Source organism: Bartonella sp. AD328YNZD, from assembly GCF_042196425.1.
In genome coordinates this window covers 1-20,601 of the sequence record NZ_JBHIQG010000017.1, presented here as the reverse complement: position 1 = coordinate 20,601, position 20,601 = coordinate 1, and the positions used below count along the sequence as shown (strand labels likewise).

Here is a 20,601-nt window from a genome sequence, read left to right as displayed (position 1 = left end):
AGAACATTCTTAAAAGTTTAAATCTTTTAACCTCCAAACCTGTACTTTATGTTTGCAACGTAAGCGAAAATGACGCCGCTCATGGCAATAGTTTTACCCAAACAGTTGAAAAAATGGCAACAGAGCAAAATGCGCAAAGTATTATCATTTCGGCTTCTATCGAAGCGGAAATCACGCAACTGAGTGATGCTGAAGCCTCAGAATATCTCAATGCTCTAGGACTCTTTGAACCAAGTTTAAATCGCCTTATTCGCGCTGGTTATCATTTACTTGATCTCATTACTTACTTCACCTGTGGGCCTAAGGAAACGCGAGCATGGACAATTGCGCGTGGTACCAAAGCTCCCCAAGCAGCTGGCGTTATTCACTCAGATTTTGAGCGCGGCTTCATTCGTGCACAAACCATCAGCTACAATGACTATATTGCTCTGGGTGGAGAAAGCGGTGCAAAAGAAGCAGGAAAAGCCCGCGATGAAGGAAAAGAATACATTGTGCAAGATGGCGATATCATGTTATTTAAACATAATACTTAAATCTTCACTCTATCTTAATAGTTTATCTTGAAAATTTTGTATTAAGTTCATGAGAGCTTACCGCAAAAGTTCCTAAAGGTCTCCTGAACAAAAAACAGGTGCTACCATTATTGTGACAGCAACTGTTTTATCCATTCAAGAATGGAAATATAAAATTAGCGCGTCCAACGCCCTTCGTATTTAAATGTTGGAGCGTCCTTTAAAGAATCTTTTGTCGCATTTGTAATAAGTTTCCACTTACCATAATCATTTGTCATCTGGATTGTTTCTGGAGAAACGACCACATAACTCTCCCCTATACCAAGGAAACCACCAACTGCAACAACAAATCCCGCAATATTATTTTCACGTAAAATAATATCTTTTACTTCACCAATATTTTCATCTTCTATATTATATACCTTAGCACCTATAAGGCTAGAAGCAACAAAATCCGTTGCTAAAGGTGTTACATAACGCACAGAATTATTTATCCCTACCTGTACAATACCTGTCGAAGAAATCATTTCAGGTTTAGAAGGTCCTTCAAAAGACTGCGCATAAGTACTAGAAATCATCAAAATTGACATAAGAGTAGTACATGAAATTTTTTTCATTTTAACATCTCCGTTTTTACTTTGCTTTTACTTTATAAAACCTCAATGCATTATAAACAGATTTGTTCCTTATGCTTTTTATACTCTTTCAAAACCAGTCGCCTTATCCTTTTTTCTTTATTTCGTCTTTTGTTTCTTTCTCAAACTCTTCTTCTAAACTACGCCAAATACGACCTTTTAAAATATAAACAAGCCCTGCAAAAATGATTAAAAATAAAATAACACGAAAACCGGTTTTTTTACGAATTTCCATATGAGGATCAGCAGACCACATCAAAAAAGCAGAAACATCACGAGCGTAATGTTCAACGGTTTCTGGGGTTCCATCTTCATAAGCAACTACACCATCACTCAAAGGAGGTGCCATAGTTAAAAAATTACTGGCAATAAAATAAGGATTATACCAATAACCATCAGCAACTTTTACTTTCTTCGGCGCTTCCTGATATCCTGTTAAAAGAGCTGTAATATAATCTGGACCAGCCGTATCATAATGAGTCAAAACATCCGTAATTAAAGCAGGAAAAGGCAAAGATACACCACGTGCACGTGCCATCAATGACAAATCTGGAGGATAAGCACCATTCAAAACCTGTCTTGCTTCTTCTTCATACGCAAAGGGAGAAGGAAAATAATCCGTTGCAACCCCAGCACGTTTAAAAAATTTTCCTTCTCGATTAGGACCATCACGCACTTCATACTGCCCCGCCAAAACTTTAATCTGTTCTTGATCATACCCAAGAGCTTTTAAATTGCGAAAAGCCACATATTTTAGCCCATGGCAGCTGGAACAAACTTGTTTATAAACCTTTAATCCGCGCCTCAATTGCGCCTTATCGTAGAACCCAAATGGACCTGAAAAACTCCATTCTTGTTTTTTAGGAACCTGTAAAGGAAAAGAAATAAATCCCTCTTCCTGATCAGAGGCATCACCCGCTAAACTCTGAGCAGAAAAACTCATAGCAACAATAACAACCAGCCCGACAAAAACATTTACCATAGTCTCTTTTTTTTCTGTTTTAAATCTTGCATAATTGAAGAAGGAAGAGAATAATTTTTTTCAAACGCTGGCAAAATCGGCAAAATAACCAAAAAAAATATAAAATAATAAACCGTAGCCAATTGTGTCCATAAAAGAATTTTGTCACTTATTTCTCTTGACCCCAACCAACCAAGAAAAACGACATCAATAACCAACGCCCAAAAGAAAATTTTATAAACAGGTCGATATCTTGCTGAACATATTTTAGAGCGGTCTAACCATGGCACAAAAATTAAAATGCAAATCGAACTGACGAATAAAACAAAGCCAACAAAGTTTGAAGAGAAAATACCAATATCAAAAGTTATAGCACGAAGCATCGCATAAAAAGGCAAAAAATACCATTCTGGAACCACACGAAGAGGTGCCTTTAAAGGATCTGCCACACTATAATTTTCAACCTGCCCCATATAATCGGGCATATAAAACAAAAACCAGGCAAAGAAGATGAGAAAAACAGTAATAGCAAAAATATCTTTGATCAGTGCATAAGGCGAAAATGGAACCGTTTCCTTATCTGACTGTATAGCAAGACCCGTTGGATTTCCTTGCCCAACACAATGAATTGCCCAAATATGAAGCCCCACAAAAAGAAGCAAAACAAATGATAAAACATAATGGAAAACATAAAAACGATTCAACGTTGGTTGTCCTACGACATAACCACCAAGAAGTGTCTCATGCAACCAAGACCCCACTAAAGGAATCGTTTTGAAAAGCCCTGCAATCACTGAAGCAGCTGAAATAGACATCATCCCCCAAACAAGCACATAACCAAAAAACGCTATTGCCATCATGATGATATAAATAAAAATACCTGTAACCCATACCATTTCTCGCATATTTTTATAAGAACCATAATAAAGTCCACGTGCCAAATGGATATAAACAGCAATAAAAAAAAACGAAGAGCCTACACAATGCCATGGACGAAAAAGCCAACCAAACTGCCCTTCACGCCGAAATCGTTCACTAGTTTCAAAAGCCAAATGAATATCCGGAACATAATGCATAGCCAAGACAATACCTGTCAATAGCTGTGATAAAAGCATAATGGTTAAAATACCGCCAAATGTGTAAAAGTAATTAAGATTACGCGGAACAGGAAAAATCACAAATGCATTATAAAAAAAACGAGGAAGAGGAAAACGCTTATCAAACCAACGAGCAAGTGCATTTTTAGGACAATAAGGAGAAAACCTTGTCATAACCTTATCCTATTTTGAGCAAAGTATCAGAAAGAAATTGGTAAGGAGGAATAGCCAAATTATAGTTAGCTGGACCCGAACGCACTCTTCCAGCTGTATCATAAACAGACCCATGACAGGGACACAACCACCCTCCAAATTTACCCGATTGCCCAAGTGTTACACAGCCTAGATGCGTACAAAGATTAATAACAATAAGCCAATTTTCACGTCCTTTACCTGCTGAACGCGCAAAATCTGTTGCTTCCTTTTCACCTTCAAGATTAGGATTGCGCGCTTGACGATCTTTTAGAAGTCTCAATTCAGTAGCGCGCGCATCAGCAATTTCTTTTGCCGTACGATTTCGAATAACAACAGGCTGTCCTCGCCACTTTACCGTTATCGACATCCCCTCTTCAATACCAGAAAGATCAACCTCAACAGAGGAAGATGCCAAAACAGCTTCATCTGGACGCAACTGACGGATAAAAGGCCACATAACCGCTCCCATTCCAACTGCTCCTGCAACAGCTGTTACCAAAAACAGAAAATCCCGCCTCGTTTGCTCACCCATGGCCTTAACTTAAAGAGACACTTTGCTAAAACATCCTTTCTACCATACCCTCTCCCATTGTACAATGCTTGATCACTCAGTTACCTCAATCATAAAAACATCCCCGTAAAAACTCCTGCCATTTGTATGGTTTATACAAAAAACTGTTTTATAATGATAATTCATCATTTTACAGAGTGAATGAAATCCTGAAACACCGTAAGGTTTTTTCATTTCCAACCTATTCATATTAATCAATCAAAATTACTCCCCCGCCCGTGAAAATCAGAGATAGCATGTAAATAAACACTTCTAAAGAAAGATAGTCTTATTATGACCATATCTCAGTAAACAAGTTGAGCTTATCGGTTATTTCTTTAACACATTTACAGCATCTCTCCCTCTCTCAATTCCAACTGGTTGTATGAGTATTTTTTTCGCTTCTGTTTTTGCATAAGCTTCTGTTTTTGCATAAAAAGCATATTTTGTTGATTTTAATTAAAATGGATGATCTAACCTCATTAAATATCCCACTTTTCAACATAATGAGCCAATCCATTCATGGATCGCTCAATAAAATGAAGTCCCGAATAGGGAGCTTCTCTCTTATCCCAAACAGATCTGTATACATAACTTTTTCCCTGAAATTTAAAGGGAATAAAAATTAACCGTAAAAAACATGTATTTCTCAAAGCATATTTTTCGAATAAATTGTGGTATTTCTTTACAAAGTCGAAAGAAAAATCATATTACAGAGAACATGACACTTCATATAGCTCTTTTCCAACCTGATATTGCTGGTAATACTGGAACGATTTTACGTCTTAGCGCTTGCTTTGGTTTACATGTGCACATTATTGAACCTGCAGGCTTCAATCTGTCGGATCGTAATCTCAAACGCGCAGGATTGGATTATCTCGAATATGCTTCCTTAGAACGACACATTGATTGGCAACATTTTATAAGCTCCATGAAACACTTTAACCGCCGCCTGTTGCTTTTAAGTACAAAAGCAAAAACATGCTATACGCAGATATGCTATCAAAGAAATGATGTTTTACTTTTTGGTCGGGAATCAGCTGGAGTTCCCGATTATGTTCATGAAACGGCCGATTACACACTGAAAATTCCCATGCAACCACAGGCACGCTCTCTCAATCTCGCCATGAGCGTGGCTATAACAACAGGAGAAGCATTGCGCCAAATTGGTTATTATGAAAGAAAATGTATTTTATAAAAATATAAATTATCACGAAAAACAATAATACAACATATAAAAAACAGTTAGAGCGTATAATGCCTATCATTTTCAAACAATTAAGTGCTTGTAAAATAAACATTTCTTAGTGCCCATCACATCCATTTCATATCACCTCATATCACCACCTATGAATGATTAAATACTCCTCATAGTAAAAATCCAGTGAACATCCCCCTCTTTATGGTCATACAAGGTGCAAACCGCTATCACTATCCTCTTTATTCGTTCTCATTTTCGAGAATCCTTATCTTTGAGATGGTTTATAAGAGACATTTTTCCTCTCTTTAATCATTTTTCCTCACTTGTGACGTGTAAGGCAATAATTTTGATTGATGTAATATGAACAGGTTTGAAATAACCTTACAATATTGTGGACTCTTCTTTCACATGAATAGTGATTATTATAAATTAATATGTTGACTTAAAAAATATAAAAAACAGTGGGTTTATAAACAGAAATATTATAAATCAATTTTTTCTAATAGTGCATGACGATCCATTAAAAATCCGCTTTCAATCCATATCATTTCTAGCTCTTTAAGCTTTTTTCCTAAAAGTATACCTTTCGTAAAACCTTTTTTTATTAAATCGTTACCATTAATAGGAAAAGTTGGAATTTGCCATTTTTTGGCAAGTTGATAAAGCTTAATATAACCCTCTGCTTTTTGCAAAGCATCACTTTTTTCCAGATGATCAAGATGTGATGCAGCGACAGACAACGATAATTGATCTAAAACTGGCTGTCGTCCATGAAAATAAATCAGTTTTTGCACAAAATGATCAGAACAGTTTTGGCTGATTATTTCTAACTCTGCCCATTCTTTTAATCGCGTTGTTTCCTTAAGAGAAAAACGCAAGCGCTGTGCCATTTCATGAAGACGCATGGGATCAGGAGGAAGAAGGCTTTCTAGCCGTAACAATGGATCAACTTTCCAACCAAGAGCCTGTTCTGTCTTCACCAATGCGTGAATTGCATCAATACCCCATCGTTCTGTTTCAGGGAAAATGAGTGCCAAAATTCTGCTTTGTCGCATCCATAAAAGAGCACGCGTTGGATCAAACGCCGCAAGAAGCTTTTTCATTTCTGCCCAAATACGTTCAGAAGAAAGTTTTTTTAAACCGTGTTTTAAACGAACACATGCCTTCAATCCTTGCACATCAGGTCGCCCTGCTCCATACCACGCAAAAAAGCGAAAAAACCGTAAAATACGCAAATAATCTTCGCCAATACGATCTTCTGCAACCCCAATAAAACGAACTGTTCGGCTAGCAATATCACTCAAACCTCCCACATCATCATAAAGGTTGCCAGCAGCATCACAATAAAGCGCATTTATCGTAAAATCTCGCCGTTCAGCATCTTTTTTCCAATCACGACCAAATGCCACTTTTGCATGACGACCATCCGTTTCAATATCGCAGCGAAGCGTTGTAACCTCATAAGAACATGAATGAGCAACTACTGTTATTGTACCAAACGCAATCCCTGTAGGAATAGCTTTAAATCCTGCTGCTTCTACACGTGCGATAATCTGTTGCGGCAAGCAGGTTGTGGCAATATCAATATCACTAATAGGCTGCCCTAGCAGTTGATTGCGTACTGCTCCCCCTACAATACGCGCCTCTTCCCCCTCCACAGACAAAACACGAAGAAGTGTTTGGATATCACTTTGTTGTAACCACGCAACCTGTTTGAAGTTCTGTCTTATATTCACCCTTTAACCTTTCAAAAAAGTTGTCTTCATTGCTTTAAAAAACTCTCTTCATAAAACAATTTTTTTAAGACATCCCTTATAAAACACGTCTATTCTTCCAAAGAAACTTTTCTCTTCTATATGAATATGAAAAAAAACGGCATATGATACTTCATTTCTTCTCATTTTCTGTTACAAACAATAAGATATCCATTATCATGCAGAGAAAATTACCATTTTTGCGACAAACGCCTTAAGGAAGAAATATGAGTCAACATGATCCATCATCCAATTCTATAAAAAAGGTCAATATCAATCATGAAGCTCAAGTCATTATTGATGATATTGATACGGCACACAAAGAGTTGGATATTTTACAAAAAGAAATTGACAAAGTTATTTTTGGGCAAAATCAGGTAATCGAATATGCTTTAATCGCTATTTTTGCTGGTGGTCACGCCCTTCTTGTCGGTGCTCCAGGACTTGCAAAAACACGTCTTGTTGAAACATTGGGAACAGTCTTAGGGCTTGATGAAAAACGCATCCAATTCACTCCTGACTTAATGCCATCGGATATTATTGGTTCTGAAATTATGGATTCCGATAAAGACGGTAAACGTTCTTTTCGATACATTCAAGGTCCTATTTTCACGCAACTTCTCATGGCCGATGAAATCAATCGTGCTTCCCCACGGACACAGTCAGCCCTTTTACAAGCTATGCAAGAATATCATGTTACTGTTGCAGGTACCCGTTATGATTTGCCACAACCTTTTCATGTTCTTGCAACGCAAAATCCTCTCGAACAAGAAGGGACTTATCCACTTCCTGAAGCACAACTGGATCGCTTTTTGATGCAAATCGATATTGACTATCCTGACCTCACAACAGAGCGACGGATTATTTTAGAAACAACAAAAGAAAAAAAATCAAATGCAAAACCAATTTTATCCGGCAAAAAATTGCAAAAAATTCAAAATATCGTTCGCCAAATGCCTCTTTCAGAAAATGTGATTGAAGCTATTTTAAAAATTGTCCGCTCATCTCGCCCTCATAAAGACAATAGCCTTGCTAATACTTATGTTTCTTGGGGACCTGGTCCACGGGCATCACAAGCCCTTTCACTTTGTGTTCGCGCTCGTGCTCTTTATTATGGACGCTTAGCTCCTTCACTTGATGATGTTGAAGCATTGGCCTATCCCGTATTACAACACCGCATGGCTCTTAATTTTTCTGCCCGTGCTGAAGATATAACCGTAAAAGATATTATTAATAACCTTGTGAAAGATGCTCTTTGAATGGCTCTTGGCAAAAAAGTTTTACAAAAGCCTTCATTGTCGCTGGCAAATGAACTGCATAAGGATACTGGCAAAATGCCATATTTCCTTTTACAAGCGCGTCATATCGCTAATACATTGATAACCGGATGGCATAGACAACGTAAAAGCGGTAATGGGGAAAACTTTTGGCAATTTCGTCCCTATATGGAAGGAGAATCCATTAGCCGCATTGACTGGCGTCGCTCAGCGCGTGATGAAAATACATATCTCCGTGAACATGAATGGCAAATGACACAAACCGTTTGGCTTTGTCCTGATCAGAGCGCATCAATGCATTACTGTTCGCGCTTTTCTAAAATCTCTAAAGGTAATCATGCCACTCTTCTTACCCTTACCTTGGCATCCCTTCTTGCACGCAGTGGCGAACATATTGCTATTCCCAACTTAATGTCCCCCACAATGACATCCAATGTCGTAGAACGAATAGCCTTTGCTTTAGAAAATCATTCAGATGAAAATTCATTTCCGGATTTTTCAACGATTACACGCTTTTCACATGTCGTTATAATGAGTGATTTTCTCGACTATCCTGAAAAAATCATCCAACATTTAACCGTTTTAACTACAAAACAGGTGACAGCTCATTTAATTGAAATTTCTGATCCCGCAGAAGAAAGCTTCCCCTACACAGGTCACACAGCATTTTTGGATCCTGAAACGAAAGAGAAACATGTTTCCACTAAAGCAGAAGATCTTCGTAAGAGCTATTGTAAACTATATCACGCAAGGCGACAAGAATTGGTAAATTTTTGCGCACGCCAAGGATGGTCTTATCACGTTAGTACAACGGATCAACCTTTAACAGAGACCATTTTTCATCTCGCAAATACAATGAGCGACTCTCCATTGCAAAAAAGGAGGGCACTTTGAGTTTTGCTGCTCCCTTTCTGTTACTAGGGCTTTTGTTCCTACCGGTCATTTGGTGGCTATTGCGGATAACTCCTCCATCTCCGCGTAAAGAGCTTTTTCCCCCTTTTCGCTTCTTACCCAAACCAACTCATCAACAAGAAACAGCAAAACATACACCTTGGTGGTTGCTCTTGTTGCGTTTAACCATAGCGGCACTTGTTATCATAGCTCTAGCACGCCCCACTTGGAATCAAAAACCAATAAGCCTTTCTGGGTCTCAACCCCTTGCACTCATTATTGATAATGGTTGGGTTTCTGTAAAAGAATGGAAAAAACGCATCTCTATCGCTGAAATACTCCTTGCACAGGCAGAAAAACAGCAAAAAGATATTTATCTTGTTGCAACGGCTGAACATGATATCTCCAATATAGAGCCCCAACCAGCCAAGATTATAAAACAGCATTTAATGCATTTGCAACCGCGTCCTTGGCCTGTCAACCGTGTGCATGCCTTCAAAAAACTCAGCGAAATAACCAAAGGAAAACCTCTTGATATTGCTTATTTAAGTGATGGATTACAAACAAATGAAGATGAGCAAGCTTTTGCTCTTCTTGAAGAACTAAAACCTAGAAACTTCTTGTGGTATTTGACTGATATTTCCGATTTAACCGGCATAACATCCATAGAAAATAACAATGGAAACATGGGCGCGCGTATTATCCGCTCAACAACACACAGTAATACTCCCGCTATACTCAGCCTTTACGATTCAAATAATCAACTTCTCGGTCAATTTACGAACAATTTCTCTGAAGGAGAAACAACAGTACTTGTTCCTTTTAATGTACCACTTGAACTACGCAATGATATCGCTTGGATAAAAATAAACAATCAAAACCATGCTGCTGCAACCTTCTTGGTAGACAGCCATAACAGGATAAGCCGTGTTGCTCTTCTCTCACCCGATACCAATGAAATGGCACAGCCTTTACTTGCTCCATTTTATTACATTATTAAAGCCTTACAAGGTCATACACAGCTTATAACAGCCGGTGGAAGAGAACTTTCAACGGATATTGATCATTTGCTTAAACAAAATCCATCTGTTTTTATTATGGGTGACATTGTTAACATGCCCGAAAATGCAGAAAAAAAACTTTCTGATTTTGTGAATAAAGGGGGAACACTCATCCGCTTTGCAGGAGAAAAACTCAGTAGCGCAGAACATTACGATAACCTTCTTCCGATACCACTGCGCCCAGGCCAACGTTCCCTTGGAAGTATTATGTCTTGGACAAAACCACAAAAGCTTGCACCTTTTGCAAAAAATAGCTTTTTCTTTGGTCTTCCCTTTCCAGGAGATGTTACTGTCTCTCGCCAAATCCTCGCAGAACCAACCCCAGATCTTTTTGAAAAAACGTGGCTTAGCCTTTCGGATGGAACTCCTCTTATTACCGCAGCAAAACGTGGTAAAGGAACCCTCATTCTCATTCATGTTGCTCCTGACCCAACATGGTCTAATCTTCCTCTTTCTGGCTTTTTTGCACAAATGCTGCAAAAATTAATCACATTAGGTTCTAACGAAAACACAAACCTAACACACAGAGAAAAAAGAACAGTGGTACAAAACCCTTGGCGAACTATAGCCGTTGACGGACAATTACAAGTACCATCCTCTGATATTGTTCCACTGGTCTTTGATGCTCAAAATCCACCCCGTCCTTCCTATCATACCCCACCAGGACTTTATGGTGTCAAAAACAATTTTTATGCGCTTAATCTCTTAACTCATTCATCGCGCTTGATGAAACAATCATCATTGCCACCTTCTCTTAACAAGAGTCCTTTATCTTACGATACAAAAGAAAAAAATCTTACCGGTCCACTTTTAGGATTAGCCATCTTATTATTCGCCTTTGATAATTTTCTCATTTTATGGATGGGAGGTATTTTTTCTTTCAATAAACGGCATAATATGTTTTTCCTCCCTCTCATAATTCTTATTGCCTTGTTTGCATATGCTCCAATTCTTCATGCACAAACGACAGAAAATCATCATGATAGTGTACAAGCCGCTGGTGCAACACATCTTGCCTACGTTATAACCAACAATCGTGAAATTGATACAACGAGTAAAAGTGGTCTAGAAGCCTTAAGCCAATTTATTGCAGAGCGCACAATGCTTTCCCCTGGCTCTGTTACAGCACTTGATCTCGATAAAGATGAACTCTCCTTTTATCCTCTTATTTACTGGCCAATTGATGTTGAGAGTCCTATACCAACTCCCAAAAGCCTTGAAAAAATAAATAATTTTATGAAACATGGGGGAACAATTTTATTTGACACACGCGATCAGATAAAGAGCAATCTTAATCTTGAAGGAGATGCCACTCCAGAAACGCAAAGATTACGAACCATCTTAAAAGGATTAAATATTCCATCCATTGAGCCAGCATCAACCGATCACGTTGTTGCACGTTCCTTTTATATTATGCCAGATTTTCCTGGTCTCTACCGTGGTTCACCTTTATGGGTTGAATCCTCATCAACAAACAAAAAAAATAAAAATTCTCTTGCCAGTGGTGATAACGTAAGTTCTCTTCTCATCACCGCAAATAACTTTGCCGGTGCTTGGGCACTCGATGAAAAAGGAACATGGAAATATCCCCTTGTTCCCAATGATCCAATGCAACGTCTATGGGCATTTCGCGCAGGTTTAAATATTGTTCTTTATGTGCTTACAGGAAACTATAAAGCGGACCAAGTTCATGTTCCTGCGCTCTTGGAACGCTTTAAAAGAGAAAGAAGGCAATGATACCACTTTTCACTTTTCAGCCTTTCTTACCACTCTTTTGGATTCTGCTCTTAAGCGGAATATCCTTTCTTTTTGTCGTTGTTGGTCTTGTTACGCAACGTCAAGGTTCTATATTTCGTCTGATGGCATTAAGCGCCCTCATCCTTGCTTTGCTTAATCCAATGATCATAAAAGAACAGCGCGAACCACTGAAAAGCACAGTGGGAATTATTATTGACCGCAGCAAAAGCCAAACATTTGGAACACGTACAAACGACAGTGATGAAGCGCGCGCGCAATTAACTCAAGTATTGGCGCATTATCCACAATTTGAACCACGTTTTATTGAAGCTGGAAAACTTGCTGATAATCAGTATGCGCCCTCAACGAATTTGTTTGAGACTTTAACACAAGCAGTATCTGATGTACCACTCTCTCTTTATGCAGGAACCATTTTTATCACTGATGGACAAGTGCATGACATCCCTGACCTATCAGATCTTCATCATGAAGCACCTCTCAATGCTTTGATTACAGGATACTCAGATGAATTTGATCGCCAAATCAAGTTTATTTCTCCTCCACGCTTTGCCCTTGTCAACAAACCACAAACGCTCTCTATTTTGGTAGAAGATAAAGGCCCCGCCAAAAAAACAATACCACAGAAAGCAAATATTACACTAAGCGTCAATGGACAAGACATTGGCCATTATTCTGTAACTCCTGGCGTGATTTTTCAAACTGAAATTACTCTTCCTCATGCTGAAAAAAATATTATCCAAGTTATAACTGATCCATACAAAGGTGAACTAAGCTTTGAAAATAACCGCGCTATAACAATTATTGAAGGAATCAGAGAAAATTTACGCGTTCTTCTTATTTCAGGTGCTCCTTATAATGGAGAACGGACATGGCGAGACCTTTTGAAAGGTGACTCCAATATTGATCTTGTTCACTTTACTATTTTGCGTCCCCCCACCAAAGCAGATAATACGCCCTCAAGCCAATTATCCTTAGTGGTCTTTCCCACAAGAAAACTCTTTGTTGAAGAAATTAATAACTTTGATCTCATCATCCTTGATGGCTACCAGCACTCTACTGTTCTCCCCTTAATCTATTATGATTATATCGCCCAATATGTACAAAAGGGGGGTGCATTGTTGATGGTAACAGGACCTGAATTTACCCAAAAAAACTCACTTGCGAAAACACCTTTAATAAGCATTCTACCGGCATTGCCCAATGGAACTATTATTGAAAAACCTTTTCGCCCCACATTAACCAAAGAAGGTGAGCGCCATCCTGTCACAAGGGGTCTTGCAACACTTAACCTTCCAGCTTCTCAATGGGGACAATGGTTGCGACAAATTGCTATTCAAAATATAAATAACGGAATCGCCCTCATGAAAGGAGCCAATGAACAACCACTTTTAATTCTCTCCCATGTTGATAAAGGGCGTGTAGGCATGTTGCTTTCCGATGAAAGTTGGCTTTGGGCTAGAGGTTTCGAAGGCGGAGGTCCTTATGCTGCTCTTTATCGACGAATTGCCCATTGGCTTATGAAAGAACCAGAACTTGAAGAAGAAAAATTAAGTGCAACCAGCAGCAATCATCATTTAACAATTCGCCGCCAAACCCTCAAAGAGCATCCAGAGCCCGTCGAAATAATCTTTCCCTCTGGAAAAAAAGAAAATATTACTCTCACCAAAGAACAAGAAGGCCTTTTTACTGCAACTGTGACCACTGATGAGACAGGAGTTTTTACCATTAAAAATGGCGATTTAACAATACTTTCTTCTGTAGGGATGCTCGATAATCTTGAGTTGTTTGACTTGACTTCAACACAAGAAAAACTGGCCCCCATTATTAAGCACACTGGTGGCTACATCGGACGTTTACACCCTGAGGGAAAAGAAAATTTTCATCTTCCTCCATTCAAGCTGATTCAATCAAAAAAAAGTCCGTCCTCTTCCCCAGCACATTCAATTGTTCTGAAAGAAGCAACCGAAACCCGTTTAATCAATACCTTTTATTTTTCGATATTTTCTGGCTTTTTTGCACTGCTTGCCTGCCTTTTACTGTTGAGCAGCATGTGGTATCGTGAAGGCCGTTAAAAAATCTGAAATTTAGTATAATAGTTTTTAAATTTAGCTTATCCTTTTACGTATTTACTTGTCTTTTATAATTATATAACGTATTGATTTATAACTCAAAATACAGTGGAATTCTCCTTATTTCCAATATCCTCATATTAAAATAATAAAAAACATTCTCTTGCGTATTATTAGAAGAAATGCTGTATGGATAGAAACCATTGAAGAAAAGAGTGAAATACCTCTTATAAATCCTCTTAAAGCAAAGCAAGAATTTTCATAAAATTGGGGGAAAATAGTATGATGTTTTTTATTTGCACCTTGTATAAGCGTAGAGATGGTAGTGTACAGTAAGCCCTATATAGTTCACAGAAGCTTTCCATTATAATATCGAGTACCGTCTTGAAATTAGCTCAAACGCATTGAGAAATGTTTTTTACAAATATGTGAATGTACGACACAATAATATTTTATTAGGGATATTCTATTTGGAACATTCCGTTTGAGACATTCTTTTTTGCAAGCTAATTTTCATTTTACCATCTTTCTTGCCTTTAAACACTAAGTTATCTTATGTTTATTCTTTAAATCGTTTTTAATACTCTACGAGCTTTTATGTTTTATCTTGCCCATATATCGGATGTACATCTTTCCCCTCTCCCGCAACCTTCCCTTTTTGAACTTTCTGGGAAGCGTCTTACCGGTTATCTGAACTGGCAAAAAAAACGTAAGAGTCAGATGGCAACAAATGTCTTAGAAACTTTAATGGATGCCTTGAAAAAAACAAAGCCTGATCACCTGGTGATCTCTGGTGATCTTGTCAATCTTGCTCTCGATAAGGAATTTGAACAAGCGTATCGTTGGCTCCTTAACTTAGGACAACCCCAAAATATTTCTTTGACATTTGGAAATCATGATGCCTATGTCCGCGGCGCTTTACAAAAAGCATGCACTCTTTTTAAACCTTGGATTACAGGTGACATCCCTCAAAAAAGCGTCTTTCCTTATATGCGCATTCGTAAAAATGTTGCCATCATAGCAGCTTCTTCAGCCATTGCGACATTGCCTTTTCAAGCTTCCGGTTATTTTGGTAAAATGCAAGCGCAAACTTTACCGCTCTTTTTAAAGGAAGCAGCACAGCGCAACCTTTTTCGTGTCGTCATGATTCACCACCCCCCCTTTCCAAAGGCAACGTCTTGGCATAAAAAACTACGGGATATAAAACGTTTTCTAGACGTTATCAAATACCACGGTTGTGAGCTTATTCTTCACGGACATACTCATTTACCCACATTGAATTACATTGAAGGACCAATTAAAAAAATCCCTATTGTTGGTGTTCCTTCCGCATCACAAGCTTTTGGAGATAAAAAACCACCCGCAGGCTTTAATTTATTTTCCATTGAACGCTTACAAAATCAATGGCATTGCCAATTACAACGTTATAGCATTATCAACCCCAAAAACGAGATTGCATGTACTGAAACAATTAATCTTTAAACACCTTCATAGTTGCCCAAACAACCAAAAATGAAAATATTTTTATTTCATATCCCTTTGGAAATCATAATTCTTATTTCCTTTTTCTCCTTAAAAGATAAAGTTTCACCTTCTCTGTCAATAGATCAATTTTTCTCAGACAGTTCCATCTGCAGCCCCACTTATGTGACTAGCTTTTTACAAACTTATCGGTTTTGGTTTTCTTCCTTCCCGCCCTAAAGGACGAAAATTCTACCACATCTGATTTATAAATAATTCGGATTCTTGTCTCAAGGGTTCCAGCTGCTAATCGCACATGTGATTTACTTCACAAAGCTCTACACATAAACCCTGCTTTGAATTTCATCATCCACTCCTCCAAAAGCATCTAATGCGTAAAATCCTTATATTATTACAATGATGATATTTTATAGAATAATAGAGAAGCTCATTCAGCTTCTATGCCTGAAAATCAATGGCTAAAAAAGCCAAATAATAACTAAAGTATATAATTTAAATAACCCAATATACTTGTGATTCATAAACAAATGATGTTGATTGATTTATCGTAAATAGATTTGAAATGATCCATTACTATTTCACTCAAAATTTATTATCGTACATTAAAAAATTAGGAAAAATAATAGATTATGTTTCGATAAAAAACATAGGTAATAATATTTTTTATGTCTCAATAAATTCCTAATTTTTCATCTATTTTTTCCTATAAATCACTTTATAATACTCTTTATAATTATTTTATTATTGAGTTACATTGTGGATGTAATTTTATGTTCTTTAGAATTTTTTGCGAGCTTTTTGTTATTAAATAAAATATTTTACGATACCGCAAAACAGAAAAGTTGATTGTATGAGAAATCTTTCAAATAAAATAAAATGCCATTAGCTTGCCAATTCACATGTTGGTTTAAAAAAGCATCTTTTAAAGCACCCAAACCCATTTCCCGACGGCACCTATGAATGATGTAATGTTAAGTCCATTCAGCAACACCATCTTCACGTTTATGGAAAAGCAAGCTCGTATCAAATCTCATACTTCGCCACCCCCTAATGTAGCGAAAGTTTTTAGCACTTAATATGGTTCATAAGAAGCATTTTTATTCTTTCTTGAATGTTTTTATCTCACGAATCTCCCTCTTTTTGGTGTGCAAAAGACATGGTTTAGATTGGTTCAATATGGTATAGGTTAAAAATGAGAAAATCTTATGACACTTGGGTCTCTGACTCAACATGACAAAAATTAATTTATATTTACAAATCAAAGTATTGTTCGAATAAAATAGTAGCTTTTTTGAGTAAAGGATATTTACTAGAACATATCTGAAAAACAAAAGCCTCATTCGAAAATGAGACTTTTGAAGTGTTTAATTCTGCAAAAAATTAAAATTTATAAGCTACACCCACACGGAAATCGTTTGTCTTGTAGCCCATTTCAAATTTATCCTGTATGAATTTCTTTTTGCCAAAATCTGAATAACGATATTCTGCACGTACAATAATATTATCAGTCATTGCAAAATCAATACCACCTCCAAGGGTATAACCAATCATGGTCTTTTTTTCATCATGCAACCAATCAGAAAAATCAACTTCTCCATTTTTGCTATCAGCTACTGCCGCAAAAATATTCTGAAGTTGCGTATAAGCAATTCCTCCAGAAACATAAGGCATCATACGTTCAAGTGCAAAACCAACTTTCACTCGCGTAGCACCAGACCATTTTTGTTTTAAAGTATGCTGTATAGCCTCAATAGGCAACGCTGGAGATTCCTCCTCATGAGAATCTCTCGTGTAACCTGTTCTTTCTAAAGATTTTGATGTTTCTTCAGGTTTATTTTTTGGTAGAGGGATATCCTTCGTACTTTTTTTATTAGACCACATAACATCCGTATCAATACCTATAATAAAACCATTATCGATATCAATATTGGAACCTGCATAAACGCCCCCGATAAAACCAGAAAGTTTAGGCAAATTCTCTTTTCCAACTGGATTCCATATCCCTGTCTCTTTTTTTAAATAACTTGCAGTCGTTTTGCCTGAAAAGTTTCCAATCTGCCCTCCAAGATAAAATCCTGTCCAAGAAAAAGAAGGCGCTGCAATAACAGGAACAGGCTGTTCAGGAATAACGCTATCCGCTGCCTGTACGATAGAAATTGAAATTAAAGAAAATATAGATGTTGAGATTAAATACTTTGTAATCATAATTGCTCCCCTAAAAGCTAATGTGATACATAAATAATAGTAAATCGTTTCACATTTTTTGCAAAAAATCTATAGCAAAAATGACACAGTTAAAAACTTTAAACTCCTATTTAAAAATAAAATTATTTTTTAATAAATAATTATTATAAATACTTTAAAAAAATTATTTATAATTTTCTTAAAGTATTACTTTATAATAGCTTTCATAGATGGATATTTCATTATTATCCATAATAATATAAACAACTCCAATATCAATTTTTTTAAAAAATGAGATATATAATCAATAAAACTTTTTATCATATTTACTTCAATATATTTGTATAATAATAAATAATATATATCCACTACCTCTATAATATTTTATATAAATCTAATATGACAAAAACATTATTGAATATAATTATTGTGTTTAATATCTCTAACTTGATAAGTATATCTAATATAATACTACTGATTTATAACTGATCCATATTCTTGTATCATATACATGAGCAACATCATTCGCTAAAATCTAGTCCTTATTTCTTTTTGTATAAAGAATAACACCTAGAATGACTTTTTTTGATAGAGAAACTCTTTCATGACACTTGAAGAAATAAGTAGAGAATGGTTTTTACTCTCTAGATCTCTCAAACCTATATGACATAAAATATCAAAATTAATATATAAAAATGGAATTAATAATTTTTAAGCTTCTATAATATCTTTTTATGATTTTATCTAATAATCGCATTCAATAATTTCATAAAAGCATTATAAAATACATTTAATGTTTCATGACTTTCGTAAAAACTGAACAGACTAATTGCCCAGTTTCTGCAATTAATTTTTCAACACGAAGCAAATCAGGTTCCCCAACACTCTTTAACAAAAGATCACTTAATCCAGCTGGCATATCATTGGGATCAAGAGAATCATTTAAGCAAAGTCGTATAATTTGACTCAAATTTGTATAGAGACCATAGGCATAATGTAAATCAGCAACACATGACTGATTAAGAAAACTATTTGGTAAATTATCTAAAATATCTGCTGTCGTCTCTCCAATGTGAAACTCAATGACATGCGTAATAAGAGAAAATTGAGCAATAAACTCCAAATCCATAATGCCACCAGACATCGTTTTTAAATCCCATTGATTTTTTGGCGGCTTTTCTTTTGCAATCAAGGAACGCATTTCACATACTTCTTTTGCAACTTCCTTCTTATCACGAGAAATAGCAATAATTGCACACACTTCATTTTCTAGCTTTTGTAAAAAATCAGGATCTCCTGCAATGCCTCTAGCCCTTGTTAAAGCAAGATATTCCCATATCCATGCTTCTTGGCGATAATACTTTTTAAAAAATGGAAAAGAAACAGCAATAGGTCCTTTATTGCCTAATGGCCGTAATCTTAAATCAACGACATAAAGAACACCTTGGCTTGTAAGAGTGGATAAAGCAGAAACGAGGCGCTGTGCTAAACGCGTATAATATTGAGAGATATAAAGAGGCTTTTCTCCATCAGATATTTCTGCATCATCATCGTGTTCATAAAGCAAAACGAGGTCAACATCAGAATCTGCCGTTAATTCGCGACTTCCAAGCTTCCCCATACCCAATATGCCAACACGCCCCCCTTTAATACGACCATGAAGACGAGAAAATTCCTCTTGAACGGTAGCAAATGTTTTTGTAATCATAAGATCAGCAAGCGCAGTAAAAGCAAAACCCGCTCTTTCTCCTGTAATTGTACCATTCAAAATTCGAATACCAATCAAAAAACGTTGTTCATCTGCAAAAATTCTTAAATGGTCAAGAATTTCCTCATAAGAAAGAACATTTTCAAGAAAATATTCAAGCCGTTTTTCTAAGTACATTTTGGTCGGTAATTCTGAAAGAATATTCGGATCTAACATTCCATCAAAAACATGGGACCTGCGTGCAATAATTTCTGCAAGACGTGGAGCAGCCCCCATAATAAGGACAAGCATATCCAAAAGAGAGGGATTAGATTGCAAAAGACTAAAAAGTTGAATTCCTGAGGGTAAGCCCTGTAAAAAACTATCAAAACGCAACATCGCCTCATCAGCTCGCTTTGTCGCGCCAAAAGCTTTCAAAAGAGCTGGCGTTAATTCCGTTAATCTCTCGCGTGCTTCGGCTGATTGCGTTGCTTTATAACGACCACAGTGAAGGGTGCGCATAATACGACAAATATCACTTGCTCTTTCAAAGCCTAAACGGCTTAACGTTATTAATGTCTCTGGATCATCTTCTTCACCTGTAAAAACTAAATTACCAATTTCTAAACCAAGTTCTTGCTCATTCTCAAACAGTGCAGCATAATGTTTTTCAACAACCTGAAGTGTTTTTAATAAATCACGGATAAAACTGCTACTGTCTTGATAGCCCATTAAATAGGCAACACTCGTGAATTGAGTAATATCATTTGGGAGAAGATGCGTTTGTTCATCTGCAAGCATCTGAATACGATGTTCCACATTTCGCAGAAAAGCATAACTTTTTATAAGACTATCTCTCGTTTTCTCACTAATCCAACCAAGCGCATGAAGTTCTGCCAACATTGCAACCGTCTGACGTCCACGCAATTGAGGAAAACGCCCACCAGCAATAAGTTGTTGTGTCTGAACAAAAAACTCAATCTCACGAATACCCCCACGACCTAACTTTATATTATGGCCATAAGCTGCAATTTGACCATAACTTTTATGCGCATGAATTTGACGTTTGATCGAATGAATATCAGCAATAGCAGCATAATCTAAATACTTCCGCCACACATAGGGAAAAAGCTCTTTGAGAAAGTTAAAACCCGCCCTCTTATCGCCAGCAACTGGACGTGCTTTAATCATGGCTGCTCGTTCCCAATTTTGCCCACGCCCTTCGTAATAACGCAATGCAGTCCTTACTGGTAAGGCCAAAGGGGTTGATCCTGGATCTGGACGAAG

General features: G+C 36.9%; 14 protein-coding genes. 7 read left to right on the top strand and 7 right to left on the bottom strand.

Going from position 1 to position 20,601, the window contains the following annotated elements; translation table 11 throughout:
* Positions 1-533, top strand: a 533-nt coding sequence (locus ACFIO3_RS01975; RefSeq protein WP_375704062.1) for a DUF933 domain-containing protein, incomplete at its 5' end; no start/stop codon positions are given.
* A 155-nt stretch (positions 534-688) separates the two neighbouring features.
* Here ACFIO3_RS01975 and ACFIO3_RS01970 read toward each other — a convergent pair.
* From ACFIO3_RS01970 to petA, 4 genes are all read right to left on the bottom strand, one after another.
* Positions 689-1,129 (bottom strand): PRC-barrel domain-containing protein, encoded by a 441-nt coding sequence (locus tag ACFIO3_RS01970; RefSeq protein WP_375606351.1) that lies wholly within the window; start codon positions 1,127-1,129, stop codon positions 689-691.
* Between the two features lie 103 nt (positions 1,130-1,232).
* A complete protein-coding gene (locus tag ACFIO3_RS01965; RefSeq protein ID WP_375606352.1) occupies positions 1,233-2,129 on the bottom strand; it encodes a cytochrome c1 in 897 nt (298 codons plus the stop codon).
* The gene (locus ACFIO3_RS01960; protein WP_375606353.1) at positions 2,123-3,379 is read right to left on the bottom strand and encodes a cytochrome bc complex cytochrome b subunit; all 1,257 of its coding nucleotides are present in this window, start codon (positions 3,377-3,379) and stop codon (positions 2,123-2,125) included. Before ACFIO3_RS01960 ends, ACFIO3_RS01965 begins: the two co-directional genes overlap by 7 nt.
* 4 nt (positions 3,380-3,383) lie before the next feature.
* On the bottom strand, positions 3,384-3,932 hold the full coding sequence (gene petA, locus ACFIO3_RS01955; protein ID WP_375606354.1) for a ubiquinol-cytochrome c reductase iron-sulfur subunit: 549 nt from the start codon (positions 3,930-3,932) through the stop codon (positions 3,384-3,386).
* Positions 3,933-4,671: 739 nt separating this feature from the next.
* Between petA and ACFIO3_RS01950 the strand changes: the two genes are divergently transcribed.
* A complete protein-coding gene (locus ACFIO3_RS01950; RefSeq protein ID WP_375606355.1) occupies positions 4,672-5,148 on the top strand; it encodes a tRNA (cytidine(34)-2'-O)-methyltransferase in 477 nt (158 codons plus the stop codon).
* 485 nt (positions 5,149-5,633) lie between these two features.
* Here the strand turns inward: ACFIO3_RS01950 and ACFIO3_RS01945 are convergent, their stop codons facing one another.
* Entirely contained in the window at positions 5,634-6,887 is a 1,254-nt protein-coding gene (locus ACFIO3_RS01945) for a CCA tRNA nucleotidyltransferase (RefSeq protein WP_375614406.1), read from the bottom strand.
* A gap of 245 nt (positions 6,888-7,132) precedes the next feature.
* On the opposite strand from ACFIO3_RS01945, the gene ACFIO3_RS01940 reads away from it, so the two are divergent.
* From ACFIO3_RS01940 to ACFIO3_RS01920, 5 genes are all read left to right on the top strand, one after another.
* Positions 7,133-8,164, top strand: a complete 1,032-nt coding sequence (locus ACFIO3_RS01940; RefSeq protein ID WP_375614407.1) for an AAA family ATPase — start codon at positions 7,133-7,135, stop codon at positions 8,162-8,164.
* Positions 8,165-9,076, top strand: coding sequence for a DUF58 domain-containing protein (locus ACFIO3_RS01935; protein WP_375704061.1), 912 nt, complete (start codon positions 8,165-8,167; stop codon positions 9,074-9,076). It begins immediately after the preceding gene.
* Positions 9,073-11,871 (top strand): DUF4159 domain-containing protein, encoded by a 2,799-nt coding sequence (locus ACFIO3_RS01930; RefSeq protein ID WP_375609112.1) that lies wholly within the window; start codon positions 9,073-9,075, stop codon positions 11,869-11,871. The genes ACFIO3_RS01935 and ACFIO3_RS01930 overlap by 4 nt, the downstream gene beginning before the upstream one ends.
* Positions 11,868-13,964, top strand: a complete 2,097-nt coding sequence (locus ACFIO3_RS01925; RefSeq protein WP_375704060.1) for a glutamine amidotransferase — start codon at positions 11,868-11,870, stop codon at positions 13,962-13,964. The genes ACFIO3_RS01930 and ACFIO3_RS01925 overlap by 4 nt, the downstream gene beginning before the upstream one ends.
* A 594-nt stretch (positions 13,965-14,558) precedes the next feature.
* Positions 14,559-15,443 carry a metallophosphoesterase family protein gene (locus tag ACFIO3_RS01920; RefSeq protein WP_375704059.1) on the top strand — a complete coding sequence of 295 codons (885 nt, stop codon included), beginning with the start codon at positions 14,559-14,561 and terminating at the stop codon, positions 15,441-15,443.
* Positions 15,444-16,823: 1,380 nt separating this feature from the next.
* Here ACFIO3_RS01920 and ACFIO3_RS01915 read toward each other — a convergent pair.
* Together ACFIO3_RS01915 and ACFIO3_RS01910 are read right to left on the bottom strand one after the other, a co-directional pair.
* The gene (locus ACFIO3_RS01915) at positions 16,824-17,648 is read right to left on the bottom strand and encodes an outer membrane protein (RefSeq protein ID WP_375606362.1); all 825 of its coding nucleotides are present in this window, start codon (positions 17,646-17,648) and stop codon (positions 16,824-16,826) included.
* Between the two features lie 769 nt (positions 17,649-18,417).
* On the bottom strand, positions 18,418-20,601 hold a 2,184-nt coding region (locus ACFIO3_RS01910), incomplete at its 5' end, for a bifunctional [glutamine synthetase] adenylyltransferase/[glutamine synthetase]-adenylyl-L-tyrosine phosphorylase (protein ID WP_375704058.1).

Bases quoted from the DNA above. Each gene is read 5' to 3' on its own strand.
- ACFIO3_RS01970 (WP_375606351.1), bottom strand. From the start codon at position 1,129: ATGAAAAAAATTTCATGTACTACTCTTATGTCAATTTTGATGATTTCT.
- ACFIO3_RS01965 (WP_375606352.1), bottom strand. From the start codon at position 2,129: ATGGTAAATGTTTTTGTCGGGCTGGTTGTTATTGTTGCTATGAGTTTT.
- ACFIO3_RS01960 (WP_375606353.1), bottom strand. From the start codon at position 3,379: ATGACAAGGTTTTCTCCTTATTGTCCTAAAAATGCACTTGCTCGTTGG.
- petA (WP_375606354.1), bottom strand. From the start codon at position 3,932: ATGGGTGAGCAAACGAGGCGGGATTTTCTGTTTTTGGTAACAGCTGTT.
- ACFIO3_RS01950 (WP_375606355.1), top strand. From the start codon at position 4,672: ATGACACTTCATATAGCTCTTTTCCAACCTGATATTGCTGGTAATACT.
- ACFIO3_RS01940 (WP_375614407.1), top strand. From the start codon at position 7,133: ATGAGTCAACATGATCCATCATCCAATTCTATAAAAAAGGTCAATATC.
- ACFIO3_RS01935 (WP_375704061.1), top strand. From the start codon at position 8,165: ATGGCTCTTGGCAAAAAAGTTTTACAAAAGCCTTCATTGTCGCTGGCA.
- ACFIO3_RS01925 (WP_375704060.1), top strand. From the start codon at position 11,868: ATGATACCACTTTTCACTTTTCAGCCTTTCTTACCACTCTTTTGGATT.
- ACFIO3_RS01920 (WP_375704059.1), top strand. From the start codon at position 14,559: ATGTTTTATCTTGCCCATATATCGGATGTACATCTTTCCCCTCTCCCG.
- ACFIO3_RS01915 (WP_375606362.1), bottom strand. From the start codon at position 17,648: ATGATTACAAAGTATTTAATCTCAACATCTATATTTTCTTTAATTTCA.